The organism is Hansschlegelia quercus (genome assembly GCF_004310425.1).
GTDB lineage: Bacteria > Pseudomonadota > Alphaproteobacteria > Rhizobiales > Methylopilaceae > Methylopila > Methylopila quercus.
Window position 1 is genome coordinate 783,084 of record NZ_SIUB01000001.1, and the last position, 14,615, is coordinate 797,698.

The window sequence follows — 14,615 nt, forward strand, 5'->3', positions numbered from 1 at the left end:
CCCAAGGGCCCCACCGTCCCCATCCTGTTGAACTTTTTGACCCGGATGCCCTTCGGAGGGCAGCGCTCTATCCAGCTGAGCTACGGGTGCCTGGGGCCGCGCGGAAACTAGCCGATCGTCCCGCGAGGGGCAATCTGAGTTTGGCGGAGCGAGCGGCGAGGATGCGACATCGTTGGCGGCGCAACTGACGCTATCCATTCATGCGCAGCGCCAGAGAACCGCGCGTGTGGCCGACCTCCCGGCGCCGGTCGACTTGAAGAGTTCGCGATTGCCGCCAATTGCGATCTCGCTCCATCATCCGCGCTCGCCGGCGACGAGCAAGTCCGACCGCGCGGACGAACAGTCGCGAAAGGAGAAGAGCCGAGCATGGCCAATCTTATCGTGACGGGCGGCGCCGGCTTCATCGGGGTCAACTTCGTCCGCCACTGGCGGGCTGTCGCTCCCGCCGACGAGATCGTCGTGCTCGACACGCTCACCTATGCCGGCAATCCCGCCAGCCTTGATGGGCTCGACGGCGTAGAGCTCGTGGTCGGCGACATCTGTCACGCCGATCTGGTCTCGGAGCTGATCGAGAGCCGACGGATCGACACGATCGTGCACTTCGCCGCGGAGAGCCATGTCGACCGGTCGATCACCGGCCCCGACGCCTTCGTCACCACCAATCTGGTCGGCACCCACAGCCTGTTGAAGGCCGCCAAGGCCGCCTGGCTCGACACGGGTTCAGGGACGCCCCACCATTTCCACCACGTGTCGACCGACGAGGTCTACGGCTCGCTCGGGCCCGACGATCCGCCCTTTAGCGAAACCTCGCTTTATGCGCCGAACTCGCCCTACTCCGCCTCCAAGGCGGGGTCCGACCATCTGGTGCGGGCCTATCACCACACCTATGGGCTTCAGACCACGACGTCGAACTGCTCGAACAATTACGGGCCGTTCCAGCTGCCCGAAAAGCTGATCCCGCTCTGCCTGCTGAACGCGCTGCTGGGCAAGCCGCTGCCGATCTATGGCGACGGGCTCAACGTGCGCGACTGGCTCCATGTCGAAGATCATTGCCGCGGCGTCGAGCTGATCCTGAAGGGCGGTCGGCCGGGCGAGACCTACAATATCGGCGGCGGGCAGGAATTGCGGAACATCGAGGTCGTCGACGAGATCTGCCGCAGCGTCGACTTGGCCTTCGCGACTGACCCGACCCTCAGCAAACGATTTCCCGAGGCGCCGCCAGCGCGGGGTGGAAGCGCCGCGGAGCTCAAGACCTTTGTCGAGGACCGCAAGGGCCACGACCGTCGCTACGCAATCGACTCTCGCAAGATCTCGGCCGAGCTCGGCTATGCGCCGAAGCGCGACTTCGCGCAGGGCTTCGCCGAGACGCTTCGTTGGTTCCTCGACCGCGAGGATTGGTGGCGGCCGCTGCTCGAGCGCGCGGCGTTCAAGCGCTGAGCCTCACCAAGCGATCCCGGCGCTCGAAAACCGGGCGATAGTCTGGGGTGGATCACGCGCCGCCGATAAGGCGGTCAGCCGGTGCGCCTCAGTGCTGCGCGCCGAGGAACTGCCTGAGCTCAGGCGTTTTCGGCGCGCCGAAGACTTCGGCCGGCGGGCCGATCTCGTGGACGCGGCCCATATGCATGAAGACGACGCGCGAGCAGACGTCGCGAGCGAAGCGCATCTCGTGCGTCACCATCAGCAGCGTCATGCCCTCGGCGGCGAGCTCCTTCACCACCGCCAGGACCTCCTGCACGAGCTCGGGGTCGAGCGCGGAGGTGACCTCGTCGCAGAGCAGCGCCATCGGCTGCATGGCGAGCGCACGGGCGATCGCGACGCGCTGCTGCTGGCCGCCAGAGAGCTCGTCGGGATAGGCGTCGAACTTGTGGGCGAGGCCGACGCGCTCCAGCATCTTGCGCGCCATCGCCTCGGCTTCAGGCTTCGGCGTCTTCTTCACCACCATCTGGCTGAGCATGACGTTCTGCCCGGCCGTCTTGTGCGGGAACAGGTTGAAGCTCTGGAAGATCATGCCGACCTTCAGGCGCAGCGCCTTGAGGTGGAGCTCATCCGGCGCGAGCTGGGCGCCGGCGACCTGGATCGAGCCGGAGTTGATCGTCTCCAGCCCGTTGATGCAGCGGAGCAGCGTCGATTTGCCCGAGCCCGACTTGCCGATGATGGCGATGACCTCGCCCGGCTCGACGTTGAGGTCGATGCCCTTCAAGACCTCGTTCGCGCCGAAGCTCTTGCGCACGTCAGTGATTTCGATGAGCGACATTGAGCTTCCTCTCGAGATACTGGCTGGACTTCGACAGCGGGAAGCAGAGGACGAAATAGATCAGCGCGACATAGCCGTAGACCGTGAACGGCAGAAAGGTGGCGTTGGTGACGATCGTGCCAGCCTTCGACAGCTCGACGAAGCCGATGATCGAGGTCAGCGACGTGCCCTTCACCACCTGCACGGAAAAGCCGACGGTCGGCGGTATGGCGATCTTCATCGCCTGCGGCAGGACGACGTAGCGCATCTGCTGCATCCGCCCCATGCCGAGGCTGGCGGAGGCCTCCCACTGGCCTTTGGCGATCGACTCCACGCAGCCGCGCCAGATCTCGGCGAGGAAGGCCGCGGTCCACAGGATGAGCGCGACGCCGGCCGCGAGCCAGGCCGGAACGTTGATCCCGAACAGCGCGAGTCCGAAGAAGGCGAGGAACAGCTGCATCAGCAGCGGCGTGCCCTGGAACAGCTCGACATAAGCGCCCGCGAACAGCCGCGGCCAGCGCGACCTCGAGATGCGCATGAAGAGCAGGCCGAGCCCGACGATCCCGCCGCCGACAAAGGAGACAAGCGAGAGCACGACCGTCCAGCGCGCGGCGAGCAGCAGATTGCGGAGAATGTCCCAGTTCGAAAACTCGATCATCGCGCCGCCCTCATCGTCCGCTCCTCCTGGGGAAGAGGACGAAGCCGACGCCCCTCAGCAGCTGCCGCAGCAGGATCGCCAGCGCGAGATAGATCAGCGTCGCGACGATGTAGCTTTCGAACGCCCGGAAGGTGCGCGACTGGATGAAGTTCGCGGCGAAGGACAGGTCTTCAGCCGCGATCTGGGAGACCACCGCGGATCCCAGCATCACGATGACGATCTGCGACGACAGAGCCGGCCAGATCTTCTGCAGCGCGGGAATGAGCACGACGTAGCGGAAGGTCTCGAACCGCGTCATCCCGAGGCTCCAGCCGGCCTCGAACTGGCCCTGCCCCGTCGCCTGAATGCCGGCGCGGACGATCTCGCAGCTATAGGCGCCGAGATTGATCACCATGGCGAGCAGCGCCGCCTGGATCTCGCTCATCTGCACGCCCAGCGACGGCAGGCCGAAGAAGATGAAGAACAGCTGGATCAGGAACGGCGTGTTGCGGATCAGCTCGACATAGGTCGCGACGATCGGCTTGAGCCATCTCGGCCCGAGGGACCGCGCCCAGGCGCAGGCGACGCCGAGCGAGACGCCGAGCGTCGCGCCGACCAGCGTCAGTTCGGCCGTCACCAGGACGCCCTTGAGCAGCACGCCCCAATAGTCGGCAAGCCATGAATAGTCGAAGACGTAGCCCATGGTCCGCGGCCCTCCCCGGTCGTGAAGCCCGGTTCAGAGGTCCTTCGGCAGGTCCGTCTTCAGCCACTTCTGGGCGATGGCGTCGAGCGACCCGTCGGTCTTGGCGGTGGCGATGATGTCGTCGAGCTTCGCCTTAAGGACCGGCTGATCCTTGCTGAAGCCGATATAGCAGGGCGAATTCTTGATCAGGAACTTGAGCATCGGCTTCTTCGGCGGGTTGCGCGCGATGATCGCCGCCGCCACCACGTTGCCGGTCGCGACCACCTGGACCTGGCCTGACAGGAACGCCGAGATCGTGCCGTTATTATCCTCGTAGCGTTTGATGGTCGCGTCGGCGGGCGCGACCTTGGTGAGTTCGAGATCCTCCACCGCGCCGCGGGTGACGCCGATGGTCTTGCCGGAAAGGTCCTCCGCCTTCGACACCGCGACATTGTCCGGCGCGAACACGCCGTTGAAGAACGGCGCGTAGGCCGTCGAGAAATCGATGACCTTCTCACGGTCCGGATTCTTGCCGAGGCTCGAGATGACGAGGTCGACCTTGCCGGTCTGGAGATAGGGGATGCGGTTCGCGCTGGTGACGGGCGTCAGTTCCAGCTTCACGCCCAGCTTCTCGGCGATCAGCGTCGCCATATCGATGTCGTAGCCCTGCGGCGCCATATCGAGCCCGACGCTGCCGAAGGGCGGGAAGTCCTGCGGCACCGCAACTTTGAGCGTCCCGCGCGACATGATGTCGGGGAGCTCTGCGCGAGCATCGTTCGCGACGCCGCCGCCAGTCAGAGCGAGAACAAAAGCGAGCACGGCCCGGCGAGTGGTGAGGCGCATGGATCTGGTCTCCCGGCCCGACTATCGATCCGGGCGACGGCGACGATCAAGCAATGGGCATACCAGCCGAATAGTGATCAGAAGCGCGCAAGCGCGACTACGCCGAGCGCCTCATTCTTGAGCTGCCGCATAGAAGATGGACAGCGCCGGTCTCAACGTCCCGGCGCGGCCGGGAACACGCCGGACATCACCGAAAAGCCCGGCACGCGCTTCACGCGGTCCATCCAGCGGCGGATCGCGGGGTAATCCTGCCGCGAAACGCCGCCCTCCTCCGACAGCGCAACCGCCGGGAAACAGGCGATTTCGGCGATCGTCGGGCGCTCGGCTGGGCACAGCCAGCCGCGGCCCTGCCGTTCGCCAAACCACAGATGCTCGTCGAGGATGCGGAACAGGCGATGCGCCTCGGCCCTCGCCGCGTCGGCGTCGACGGCCTCGAAGAAGCCGTCGGCCCGCCGTGCGGCGCCGGCGGAGGCGTCGAGGTCGACCGCGAAGGACAGCCACTGCGCCACCTCCGCCGCAAGCCGCGGCTCGCGCGGCGACCAATGGTCGGACGTGTCGTAACGACCCGCGAGGTAGATCAGGATCGCGTGCGGCTCGTGCAGCGTGAAGCCGTCGTCCTCCAGAACGGGGATACGGCCAAGCGGGCTCAGAGTGCGGAACGCGGGCGTCTTGTGCTCGGCGCCCGGATAGTAGTCGACCGGGACGACCCGCCATTTGAGGCCGAGCAGCCCCAACATCAGCCGGACCTTGTAGCACTCGGCCGAGAGCTCGTAGTCGTGCAGCGCGATCATCGGAGCGCCTTCAGACGTCGAGCGTGATGCGCGCCGAGCGCGCGCGGGATACGCAGGTCATGATGCGGCGGCCCTCCCGCTTCTCGGCGTCGCTGAGATAGACGTCCTGATGGTCGGGCTCGCCCTCGAGCACCGTCGCCTCGCACGTCCCGCAGGCGCCCTGCTCGCAGGAGGACGGCAGGTCGACGCCGTTGTCGCGCAGCACCTCCAAGATCGTGCGGCCGGCGGGCACCGTCAGCGTCAGCGCGGAGCGGGCGAGCGCAATCTCGAAGGACGAGCCGGCGTCGACCGCGCGCTCGTTCTTGAAATACTCGAAATGCACCGCGGCTTCCGGCCAGCCGGCTTCGGCGGCGACGCGGCGCGCGGTCTCGAGCATCGGCGTTGGGCCGCAGAGATAGACATGCGCCCCGACCGGCCGCTGGCCGAGCAGCGTCCGCAAGCGCGCTTCGGTCTCGACGGGATCGAGGCCGAGATGCGGGGTGAAGCGCGATTTAAGCGCGCCGAGCCTGTCGGCGAAGGCGATATGCGCCTCGTCGCGCGCGAAGCAGTGGAAAGCGATGGCTGAGCCGCTGTGATCGAGCGCCTGCGCCATCGCGATGAGCGGCGTGACGCCGACGCCGCCGGCGATGAAGATCGTGAGGTTCGCGTCGCGGCGCAGCGGAAAGTTGTTGCGCGGCTCCGAGATCGCGAGCAGGTCGCCCTCGCGCACCGTCTCGTGCAGCGTCTGCGACCCGCCGCGGGAGGCGGGATCACGCTTAACGCCGATGACGTAGGATCCGGTCTCGCCGGGCGCGTTGACCAGCGAATAGGGCCGGATCAGCCCGTTCGGCAGGTGAACGTCGATATGCCCGCCGGGCTGGAAGGTGGGCAGGCCCCCGGAAACCGCCGCGAGTTCGAAGCCCGCGACGTCCGCCCCCGCCGCCCATTTGCGCGATACCGCGACGCTCAGCGAGGCGCGCCGGCCGGCCTTGAGGAGGCCCGGCATCTCGGCGAGTTCGGCGGAGACCGGCGCATAGACCGGCGCGAGCGGTTCCGGCGCGGGCGCCGCGAGCGCCTCGGCCTCGATCACGTCGCGCAGCGCCTTCAGCCGCTCATTGTGCAGGCGGAGCGTCGCAATGCTGTCCGGCGATCGGTCGCCCGCCAAGACGCCGCGGATCACGCAGCGGCCGGAATCGACCGGCTGGACGAAGAACGCTGCGCGCGTTCCCTCAGGCGTCGTCAGCGTCACCGAAAGGCCGTCTCCCTCTTGGCCGCCATCATCGCCATGCCTGCGCAACGCCGCAACCGCCATCGCGGCCGGCGCGTTCGCCGCCATCTCGCGCAGCGTCAGCAGGTCGCCGCTGTCGAGCTCCGGCCGCGCCGGCGGCCCCCGCTCCTCGCCAAGCGTCGTCCAGATCAACCCGTAGCGCTCAACCACGGGATAGGTGCGGTTGGTGATGGTCCGCGCCGGCGCGTCGGCGGGATGGGCGGGAATGTAGGTGCAGCCCGCCGTTCGGTTGGCGTAGCGCCAGCCGTGATACTGGCAGACGAGCTCGCGCCCGTCGTTCAGCCCGATCGAGAGCCTGACGCCGCGGTGCAGGCAGCGGTTCTCCCAGACGTTGACGTGGCCGTCGTCGGCTCGCCAGGCTGCGAATTCCTGGCCCAGCAGCTGGCCGTGAAACACGTGGCGGAACGGCAGATCGCCGCTTGCGGCGATCGGGCTCCAGATGTCGTTCGTCAGGCTCATGCGGCGGCGGGGATCACGCCATAGGTCACGCCTTTGGCGGACAGCCAGCGGCGATAGGCGATCGCGGATTTGTCGGCGCGGATCGGCGTTTCCGCGCGGGGGTCGAGCGGCAGGCGCTTCGGGAACTGGTTCTCGAGGATCGGCTTGTCTTGCCCGAAGACCATCAGCTGGAAACGGCGGATGAAGGTGTCGTCGTTCTGATCGTCGAGGATCGACAGCATCATGTGCGCCCGGATGCGCTCCTGTCCGACCGGCTGGAGGAAGATCGCGATCACGTCCTGACGGTTCGCGTCAAGCGGGCTCGACTTGTAGAGCACCGAGCAGAACGGGTGCGGCACCCGGTAGACGTACTCGACCTCCATGCCGCCCTTGGCGACGGTCGAGGCCATCGGCTGAAAAAAGCGGCAGCGCGTCGCCAGGACCTCGTCACGCTCGGCCGAGGTCTCGACGTCGTATTCCTTCACTTCCGTATGCGGCTGCTCGCCCAGAATGCCGGTGTGGACATACGGGAAATGGCCCATGTCGAGGAAGTTCTCGATCGCCCGCGGCGCGGACACCGCGACGCCGATCGACGCCGCGGCGACGTTGCGCCGGTCGGGCTCGGCATATTCGGGAATGGCGAAAATTTCTTCGGGCGGCGTCCCGAGCGACGTCCAGAGATAGCCGTAAGCGACAAGGCTCGGCAGCGCGTCGGCTGGACGCGTCGACGGCGCCGCGTCGCCTGCCCGCAGCTCCGGCCGCGCCCGCCAGACGAAGGGCTCGCCGTCCGCCACTTTGGCGAAGTTCACAGGCTCGTCGAGCAGCACGGTCGCGGAGACCTTGCCCGGCGGGATCTCGCCGATTGCGGCGATCGGGTGCCACAGGTTCAGCGTCACGGGATCTGGGGACGCAAATCCGCTCATCGCGGCGCTCCTCGATTTATCGTTCGAATGCGATCAGGCTCGCACATTCAATGGCTTGCGGGAAGGCCGGAGGTCGCCGGGGGAGGTCTGACACGCCGCCGCGAGGAGAGATCAACCCGCCATCGCCGCTATCGCCGCGTCCGACTGCGCGACCCAGCCGAAGATGCCGCCCTGCGCCTTGATCATCTTCAGCCCGTATTCGTGGAAGTCCGGAAAGTAAGACGCGCAGCAATCCGCCAGCACGACGCAGCGATAGCCGCGGTCGTTCGCCTCCCGGACCGTGGTGTTGACGCAGACCTCGGTCGTCACGCCGCAGACCAGCAGCGTGTCGATCCCGCGGTTCTTCAGCATCAGCTCCAGATCGGTCTGGTAGAACGCCCCCTTCCCCGGCTTGTCGATCACCGGCTCGCCGGCGAGCGGGCTGAGCTCCGCGATGATGTCGTGCCCGGCCTCGCCGCGGATCAGGATGCGGCCCATGGGTCCCGGCGCACCGATGCGGGCGGAGGGTTCGCCGCGCTCCACCTTGGCCTTCGGCGCGTCGGCCATGTCGGGCCTGTGACCCTCGCGGGTATGCACGACGAGCATCCCCGCCCCCCGCGCCGCATCGAGCGTGGCCTTGCAGGGACCGATGGCGGCCTTCAGCAGGGAGACGTCGTTCCCCAGCGTCTCGCCGAAGCCGCCCGGCTCGATGAAATCGCGCTGCATGTCGATGATGAGGAGCGCGGTGCTCGCGAGGTCCACATCGAGCGGCTGCGGTTCGGCCTCGATCGTCGGCATGTCCTGTCCCTACCCCTCGTCGATGACGCTGACATGCGCCGAGACCACCCTCCACCCGTCCGGAAAACGCACCCAGGTCTGGCTCTGGCGGCCGATCTTCCCCGGCGCGCCGTCTCGCCGGAACAGCGTGTTCGCCACCGCCATATCGCGGCCGTAGGCCGTGATCTGCGTGCGCTCCAGCGTGCGGTCGAGGCCCTTCGGCGAACGGCCGCGGCGGAAGGCGCGGATCTCGTCCATCCCGTAGAGGTTCTCGGTCGCGCCGTAGCGCAGGGTGCGCGGGTCGTCGTTGAACAGCCCCTCGAGCGTCTCGACATCGTTGCCGGTGAGCGCCGCCTCGTAGGATCTGAAGGCCGCCGTAACTTCGGCCAGAACTTCGGGATCGTCGATCGTCATGAGGCTGCTCCCATATCCCGAACGAACGCCACGCCCGCTTTCTCCAGCGCGCGCGCCACGCGGAGCGCAGCGGCCTCCTTCCAGGGCGCGGCGATGATCTGCACGCCGAGCGGCAGGCCGCTGTCCAGGAAGATCGGCGCGCAAACGACCGGCAGGCCGATGAACGAGATCGGCTGGGTGAACACGCCGACGTTCGGCCTCAACGGCACGGTCTCGCCGTTCAGCATGAGCGTGGTCTGGCCGAGCTTCGGCGCGCGGCAGGGCGTCGCCGGGGCCAGCAGCACGTCGACCTCCTCGAACAGCTTCGCGGCGGCTTCCGCGAACCAGCGGCGGAAGCGGTGGGCGCGGGCGACGAAGGCGGCGGGAATGGTCGCGCCGGCGATCATCCGGTCGCGCACCGCCGGGTCGAAATCCTCCGCACGCGTCCTCAGCCGGTCGAGATGGAGCGCCGCGCCCTCGCTCGCCGTGATGACGTAGGCGGCCGCCCGCGCCCGCGCGGCCTCGGGCAGTTCCACCACGCGCTCGGCGCCAAGAAATTCAGCGACGCGCGCCACAGCCTCGAAGCAGTCGGCGTCGCCGCCGTTGGCGAAATAGCCGCCGAGCGTCGCGATGCGAAGGTCCGCAAAACCGTCTTCGAGCCTTGGCGAGGCCGGCTCGGCCGGGCGTTCGGTCGCATAAGGATCGTCCGAATCCGGCCCCTGCATCGCGTCGTAGGCGGCGGCCAGCAGTCCGACCGAGTTCGCGAGCGGCCCGAGATGGTCGAGGCTGTGGACGAAGGGGAACGTCCCTGCCCGGCTCAGGCGCCCGAAGGTCGGCTTCAGCCCAAAAGTCCCGCAGAGCGCGGAGGGCACGCGGATCGAGCCGTTGGTGTCGGAGGCGAGCGCCAGCGGCACGAGGCCCGCGCCGACCGCCGCGCCGGAGCCGCCCGACGAGCCGCCAGACATGCGGGTGGCGTCGTGCGGATTGCGCGACGGGCCGTCATGGACGTTTTCGCCGGTGAAGTCGTAGGCGTATTCGCCCATGTTGAGCGCGCCGACGAGCACCGCGCCGGCGGCCTCCAGCCGGCGGATCAGCGCCGCGTCCCGGCGCGCGGGGGCAAGCTCCCGGTTGATCTTCGAACCCGCGCGGGTGGCGAGGCCCTCAACGTCGAACAAGTTTTTCACCGCGAAGGGCACGCCCGCGAGCGGCCCGGCGACTCCGGACGCGTCGACCGTCGCCGCCTTGGCGCGCGCCCGCTCCCCCGTCACATCGGTGAAGGCGCCGAGCGCAGGCTCGGCCTTGCCGATGCGGCCAAGCGCAGCCTCGACGGCCGCCGTCGCGCTCATGGCCGGAACACCGAGGCGGGGTCGAGTTCGTCGTCGAGCGGGAAGTCCGCGACCAGCCGGCCGGCCTGCAGCGTCGCTTTCAGATGCGCGAGCACGGACGGGCGCCAGTCCGGCGCCACGCTGAGCCCGAGCGCCGCCGTCGCGGCGTCGAGATGGGCTTCGAGCGTTTCGTCGGACAGCAGGTTCATGCGGCCTTCGTCGCCCCGATGAAGGCGCGCCAGCCGCCGTAGCGCGTGATCTCCTCCGCGCCGACGATTCCTTCCGGCTCGACGAGAAAGCCGAACGGCGTCGTGCCGTCCGCGAGCCTCAACGTGCCGAAGCCGAGCGGCGACGGAATGGCTGAGACGAACGGGCCGATCGCGGATTTGGGCAGCGCCCAGACCTCGGTCGCGATCGCGGCGCCCTCGCCTGTCCGCACGCGGAGCAGCCCGGGCCGGGCGACCTTGCCGGGGAGCGAGAAGAGTTTGTAGGAGCGCTCGGTGTCGACCGCGCGCAGGAACCGGCCGCCGAGCTTCGTCACCTCGCCGTTCAGCGCCATTCCCGAGAGATGCGCGCCGACGACGACCAGCTCCATCTCGTCCGGGCCGGCGGCGGCGGCCCGCGCGGGCGCGGGCGACGGCGCGCGGCCGGTCGCGCCAACGGGGACTGCCCCGGCGATGTGCAGCGCCTCGCCGATCGCCGCAATCCTGAAGTCATGGCCTGCGGGCGCGATCAGCGTGACGCCGGCGGGCTTGCCGTCGGCCCGCGGCCGGCCGGGAACGGCAAGCGCGCAGAGGTCGAGCAGGTTGACGAAATTGGTGTAGGTCCCGAATTCGCTGTTGAGCGCGATCGGCTCCGCCTCGATCGCCGCGACCGTGTGCGGCCGCGGGTAGGTCGGGACCAGCATCGCGTCGGCCGACGCCCAAACGCCGCCGAGCGCGCGCTTGAGCTCGGCCAGTTTGTAAAGGGCCCCGAACGCGTTCGCGGCATCGAACCGGACGGCGCCCTGGATGATCTTGCGCGTCACGGGGTGAAGCGCCTCCGGCTTCTCCTCGATGAAGCTGCGGATCGCCTCGTAGCGCTCGGCCACGAACGGGCCGTCATAGAGCAGGCTCGCGACCGCGAAGAAGGGTTCGAGGTCGATCTCGGTGGTCTGCGCGCCGAGCCCCTTCAGATCGGCGATCGTCGCGTCGAAGGCGGTCTCCGCCGCGGCGTCGCCCGCGAACCGCCGGCTCGCGGCGTCGGGAATCAGCACGCGGAAGGACGGCGGCAGCGGCGCGATCGAGGGTTTGGCGAAGTCGCGCGAAAACGCGTCTGACGCGCAATAGCCCGCCATGGCCTGGAACACGGAATAGGCGTCGTCGACCGAATTCGCGAACACCGAGACGCAATCGAGCGTCCGGCAGGCGGGCAGCACACCCTCGGTCGGAACGGCGCCGACGGTGGGTTTCAGTCCGACGATGTTGTTGAGCCCAGCCGGCACGCGGCCCGAGCCCGCCGTGTCGGTGCCGAGCGAAAACGCGACCAGCCCGCGCGCGACCGAGACCGCCGAGCCCGAGCTCGACCCGCCCGGCGCGAGTGCCGGATCGACGGCGTTGAGCGGCGCGGGATAGGGCGTGCGGAGGCCGACGAGGCCGGTCGCGAACTGGTCGAGATTGGTCTTGCCGACAACGATCGCGCCGGCCGCCTTCAACCGGGAGACTACCTCGGCGTCTCTCTCGGGCTGATAGGCGAAGTCCGGGCAGGCGGCGGTGGTCGGCAGCCCCGCAACGTCGATGTTGTCCTTCACCGCGAAGGGAACCCCCCAGAGCGCGCGGCCGTCCGTCGACGAGCCCAGCGCGCGCGCTTCCGCGATCGCGGCGTCGCGGTCGGCGAGCGCGATGAAGATGCCGGGATCCCCAGCCGCCTCAATGCGGGCGAACGCTTCCTCGACCACCGCCAACGGCGATAGCCCGGCGGCATAGGCCGATCTCAGCGAGGCCAGATCGAAAGCGAGGTCGGCGAGAGCGGTCGTCATGTGAGCTTAACCACCATTATCTGCAAAATTCGCTCGGACTTAACCGGCCGGAGGCCGGATTTAACCCGCTAGTGTTTGCCCGCCATATGCTCGCCGATGACGTGGAGGTCGGCCTGCGCGATCGGCGTTTCGTAGACGAGCTGACCGTCCGACATCACGAGGATGCGGTCGGAGAGCTCCAGCAGTTCGTCGAGATCCTCCGACATCAGCAGCACCGCCGCGCCGCCGTTCCGCGCCTTCATGATGCGCGCGCGGATTTCTGCGACCGCCGCGAAATCAAGCCCGAAGCAAGGGTTGGAGACGATCAGCAGGTCGACCGCGCCGCTCAGCTCCCGCGCCAGCACCGCCCGCTGCACGTTGCCGCCCGAGAGCGACTGGATGGGCGAGGAGAGCGACGCCGTCTTCACCTTGAACTGCGCGATCAGAGAGGTCGCGTAGTCGCGGATCGCGCGCGCGCTGATCCAGGAGGCCGGCTTGCCGTCCTTGTCGAGATCGAAGGTCCGGAAGGCGATGTTTTCGGCCACCGTCATCTTCGGCGCGCAGGCGTTCCTCAACGGCTCTTCCGGGATGAACCTGACGTTGAGCTTGCGGGACTGCTCCCTGGTCGCCTCGTAGGACGCGTTCTTCACGCGGATCTCGCCCGCCTCGCGCGCCCGCTGGCCGGCCAGAACCTCTAGAAACTCCTTCTGGCCGTTGCCGGAGACGCCGGCTACGCCGACGATCTCGCCGGCCTTGACCTTCAGCCCGTCGATCTCGATCGACTTCAATCCCGAGCGGTCCTTGGCCTTGACCGCGTTCACCTCAAGCACGGAGACGGCGTCGGCGGGCGTCGGCGCCCGCTGGTCGAGCGCCGCGATCGCTTGGTCACCGATCATCATCGCCGCCATCTTGCGCCGGTCGAGATTGGCCACGCGGCCGCGGCCGGTCAGCTTGCCCTTGCGCAGCACCGAGACGTCGTCGGCGAACGCCGTGACCTCGTGGAACTTGTGGCTGATCATCAGCACCGTCAGCTCGCCGCGCCGGGTCATGCCGCGGACGAGGCCCAGCATCTCCTCGGCCTCGCCCGGGGTCAGCACCGAAGTCGGCTCGTCGAGCACGAGGAAGCGGCGGCCGAGATAGAGCTGCTTGACGATCTCGAGCTTCTGCTTCTCGCCGGCCGCGAGCGCGCTGACGGGCTGCTCGAGCGGGATCTTGAACGGCATCCGCTCCATGAAGCTCTTGAGGTCGCGGCGCTCCTTGCCCCAGTCGATGACGGCCGGCGCGTTCTCGCGCGAGATCACGAGGTTCTCCTCGCCGGTGAGCGAGGGCACCAGCGTGAAGTGCTGGTAGACCATGCCGAGGCCGAGCGCGCCCGCGTCCTTCGGGCTCGCGATCACGGCCTCGCGGCCGTTGACGACCATGTCGCCCGATGTCGGCGTGTAGAAGCCCATCATGCATTTCACGAGCGTCGACTTGCCCGCGCCGTTTTCGCCGAGCAGCGCGTGGAACGAGCCCGCCGGGACCTTCACCGTGACGTCGTCGAGCGCGGTGAAGCCACCGAAGCGCATCGTCATGCCGATGGCCTCGACGCCGACGGCCGGAACGGTCTGCGCGTTCATGGCAGCGCCGCCAAAAGGGCTTCGGACGTCGAGACCGCGCCGAACACGCCGCCCTGCATCTTGATCATCTTGATCGCGGCCTCGTGGTTGCCGCGGTCGGTCGCCGCGCAGCAATCCTCCAGCATCACGCATTCGAAGCCGCGGTCGTTCGCTTCGCGCATCGTGGTGTGGACGCAGACGTCGGTGGTGACGCCGGTCAGAACGAGGTTGTCGATCCGGCGCTGCTTCAGGATCAGCTCGAGGTCGGTCGCGACGAAGGATCCCTTGCCGGGCTTGTCGATGATCGGCTCGCCCTCGATCGGGTAGAGATCGGGGATGATGTCCCAGCCGGGCTCGCCGCGCACCAGGATGCGCCCGCAGGGGCCGGGGTCGCCGATGCCAGGGCCGAACTGGCGCGAACGCCAGCGCTTGTTCTCAGGCAGGTCCGCGAGGTCCGGCCGGTGGCCTTCGCGCGTGTGAAAGACGTGGTAGCCCTTGGCGCGCATCGCCGCGAGCACGCGGCCGATCGGCTCGATCGGCGCCCGCGTCAGCGACAGGTCGTAGCCCATCCCGTCGACATAGCCGCCGGGGGCGCAGAAATCCTTCTGCATGTCGATGACGATGAGCGCCGTGTTCTCCGGCCTGAGGTCGCCATTATAAGGCCACGGATAGGGGTCGGCTTCGATGAAGCGCTGTTCGACGCGGGCGTGGGCGTTCATCCCTGAGGCGTCCT

At 68.2% G+C, this 14,615-nt stretch carries 15 protein-coding genes; 1 reads left to right on the forward strand and 14 read right to left on the reverse strand.

All coding sequences use genetic code 11. The annotated features are described in order from the left end of the window. Positions 1–366: 366 nt before the first annotated feature. Entirely contained in the window at positions 367–1,437 is a 1,071-nt protein-coding gene (rfbB, locus tag EYR15_RS03720) for a dTDP-glucose 4,6-dehydratase (RefSeq protein WP_131001497.1), read from the forward strand. Positions 1,438–1,525: 88 nt separating this feature from the next. Here the strand turns inward: rfbB and EYR15_RS03725 are convergent, their stop codons facing one another. The 14 genes from EYR15_RS03725 to biuH all read right to left on the reverse strand — a co-directional run bounded on the left by EYR15_RS03725 (position 1,526) and on the right by biuH (position 14,601). Further along, entirely contained in the window at positions 1,526–2,254 is a 729-nt protein-coding gene (locus EYR15_RS03725) for an amino acid ABC transporter ATP-binding protein (protein WP_131001498.1), read from the reverse strand. Continuing rightward, entirely contained in the window at positions 2,232–2,891 is a 660-nt protein-coding gene (locus tag EYR15_RS03730) for an amino acid ABC transporter permease (RefSeq protein WP_131001499.1), read from the reverse strand. Before EYR15_RS03730 ends, EYR15_RS03725 begins: the two co-directional genes overlap by 23 nt. Before the next feature lie 10 nt (positions 2,892–2,901). Next, positions 2,902–3,573 carry an amino acid ABC transporter permease gene (locus EYR15_RS03735; protein WP_131001500.1) on the reverse strand — a complete coding sequence of 224 codons (672 nt, stop codon included), beginning with the start codon at positions 3,571–3,573 and terminating at the stop codon, positions 2,902–2,904. Between the two features lie 33 nt (positions 3,574–3,606). Next, complete coding sequence (locus EYR15_RS03740; protein ID WP_131001501.1) at positions 3,607–4,395, reverse strand: transporter substrate-binding domain-containing protein; 789 nt, start codon at positions 4,393–4,395, stop codon at positions 3,607–3,609. A 152-nt stretch (positions 4,396–4,547) separates the two neighbouring features. Then, the gene (locus tag EYR15_RS03745; protein WP_131001502.1) at positions 4,548–5,186 is read right to left on the reverse strand and encodes a glutathione S-transferase family protein; all 639 of its coding nucleotides are present in this window, start codon (positions 5,184–5,186) and stop codon (positions 4,548–4,550) included. Positions 5,187–5,196: 10 nt separating this feature from the next. Next, complete coding sequence (locus EYR15_RS03750) at positions 5,197–6,912, reverse strand: 2Fe-2S iron-sulfur cluster-binding protein (protein WP_131001503.1); 1,716 nt, start codon at positions 6,910–6,912, stop codon at positions 5,197–5,199. Further along, a complete protein-coding gene (locus EYR15_RS03755) occupies positions 6,909–7,814 on the reverse strand; it encodes an aromatic ring-hydroxylating oxygenase subunit alpha (protein WP_131001504.1) in 906 nt (301 codons plus the stop codon). The genes EYR15_RS03750 and EYR15_RS03755 overlap by 4 nt, the downstream gene beginning before the upstream one ends. 111 nt (positions 7,815–7,925) lie before the next feature. Beyond that, positions 7,926–8,591 (reverse strand): cysteine hydrolase family protein, encoded by a 666-nt coding sequence (locus EYR15_RS03760; RefSeq protein WP_131001505.1) that lies wholly within the window; start codon positions 8,589–8,591, stop codon positions 7,926–7,928. Positions 8,592–8,600: 9 nt separating this feature from the next. Next, positions 8,601–8,984, reverse strand: coding sequence for an oxalurate catabolism protein HpxZ (gene hpxZ, locus EYR15_RS03765; protein WP_131001506.1), 384 nt, complete (start codon positions 8,982–8,984; stop codon positions 8,601–8,603). Then, entirely contained in the window at positions 8,981–10,309 is a 1,329-nt protein-coding gene (locus EYR15_RS03770; protein WP_131001507.1) for an AtzE family amidohydrolase, read from the reverse strand. The genes hpxZ and EYR15_RS03770 overlap by 4 nt, the downstream gene beginning before the upstream one ends. Then, a complete protein-coding gene (locus EYR15_RS03775) occupies positions 10,306–10,497 on the reverse strand; it encodes a DUF4089 domain-containing protein (protein ID WP_131001508.1) in 192 nt (63 codons plus the stop codon). The genes EYR15_RS03770 and EYR15_RS03775 overlap by 4 nt, the downstream gene beginning before the upstream one ends. After that, entirely contained in the window at positions 10,494–12,305 is a 1,812-nt protein-coding gene (gene atzF / locus EYR15_RS03780; RefSeq protein ID WP_131001509.1) for an allophanate hydrolase, read from the reverse strand. Before atzF ends, EYR15_RS03775 begins: the two co-directional genes overlap by 4 nt. A 68-nt stretch (positions 12,306–12,373) precedes the next feature. Continuing rightward, complete coding sequence (locus EYR15_RS03785; protein ID WP_131001510.1) at positions 12,374–13,903, reverse strand: ABC transporter ATP-binding protein; 1,530 nt, start codon at positions 13,901–13,903, stop codon at positions 12,374–12,376. Continuing rightward, a complete protein-coding gene (gene biuH / locus EYR15_RS03790) occupies positions 13,900–14,601 on the reverse strand; it encodes a biuret amidohydrolase (RefSeq protein ID WP_131001511.1) in 702 nt (233 codons plus the stop codon). The genes EYR15_RS03785 and biuH overlap by 4 nt, the downstream gene beginning before the upstream one ends. Positions 14,602–14,615: the final 14 nt, after the last annotated feature.

Coding starts and splice junctions, on each gene's coding strand:
- EYR15_RS03760 (WP_131001505.1), bottom strand. CDS start 8,591: ATGCCGACGATCGAGGCCGAACCGCAGCCGCTCGATGTGGACCTCGCG.
- EYR15_RS03730 (WP_131001499.1), bottom strand. CDS start 2,891: ATGATCGAGTTTTCGAACTGGGACATTCTCCGCAATCTGCTGCTCGCC.
- hpxZ (WP_131001506.1), bottom strand. CDS start 8,984: ATGACGATCGACGATCCCGAAGTTCTGGCCGAAGTTACGGCGGCCTTC.
- EYR15_RS03785 (WP_131001510.1), bottom strand. CDS start 13,903: ATGAACGCGCAGACCGTTCCGGCCGTCGGCGTCGAGGCCATCGGCATG.
- EYR15_RS03750 (WP_131001503.1), bottom strand. CDS start 6,912: ATGAGCCTGACGAACGACATCTGGAGCCCGATCGCCGCAAGCGGCGAT.
- EYR15_RS03725 (WP_131001498.1), bottom strand. CDS start 2,254: ATGTCGCTCATCGAAATCACTGACGTGCGCAAGAGCTTCGGCGCGAAC.
- rfbB (WP_131001497.1), top strand. CDS start 367: ATGGCCAATCTTATCGTGACGGGCGGCGCCGGCTTCATCGGGGTCAAC.
- atzF (WP_131001509.1), bottom strand. CDS start 12,305: ATGACGACCGCTCTCGCCGACCTCGCTTTCGATCTGGCCTCGCTGAGA.
- EYR15_RS03755 (WP_131001504.1), bottom strand. CDS start 7,814: ATGAGCGGATTTGCGTCCCCAGATCCCGTGACGCTGAACCTGTGGCAC.
- EYR15_RS03735 (WP_131001500.1), bottom strand. CDS start 3,573: ATGGGCTACGTCTTCGACTATTCATGGCTTGCCGACTATTGGGGCGTG.
- EYR15_RS03775 (WP_131001508.1), bottom strand. CDS start 10,497: ATGAACCTGCTGTCCGACGAAACGCTCGAAGCCCATCTCGACGCCGCG.
- EYR15_RS03740 (WP_131001501.1), bottom strand. CDS start 4,395: ATGCGCCTCACCACTCGCCGGGCCGTGCTCGCTTTTGTTCTCGCTCTG.
- EYR15_RS03770 (WP_131001507.1), bottom strand. CDS start 10,309: ATGAGCGCGACGGCGGCCGTCGAGGCTGCGCTTGGCCGCATCGGCAAG.
- biuH (WP_131001511.1), bottom strand. CDS start 14,601: ATGAACGCCCACGCCCGCGTCGAACAGCGCTTCATCGAAGCCGACCCC.
- EYR15_RS03745 (WP_131001502.1), bottom strand. CDS start 5,186: ATGATCGCGCTGCACGACTACGAGCTCTCGGCCGAGTGCTACAAGGTC.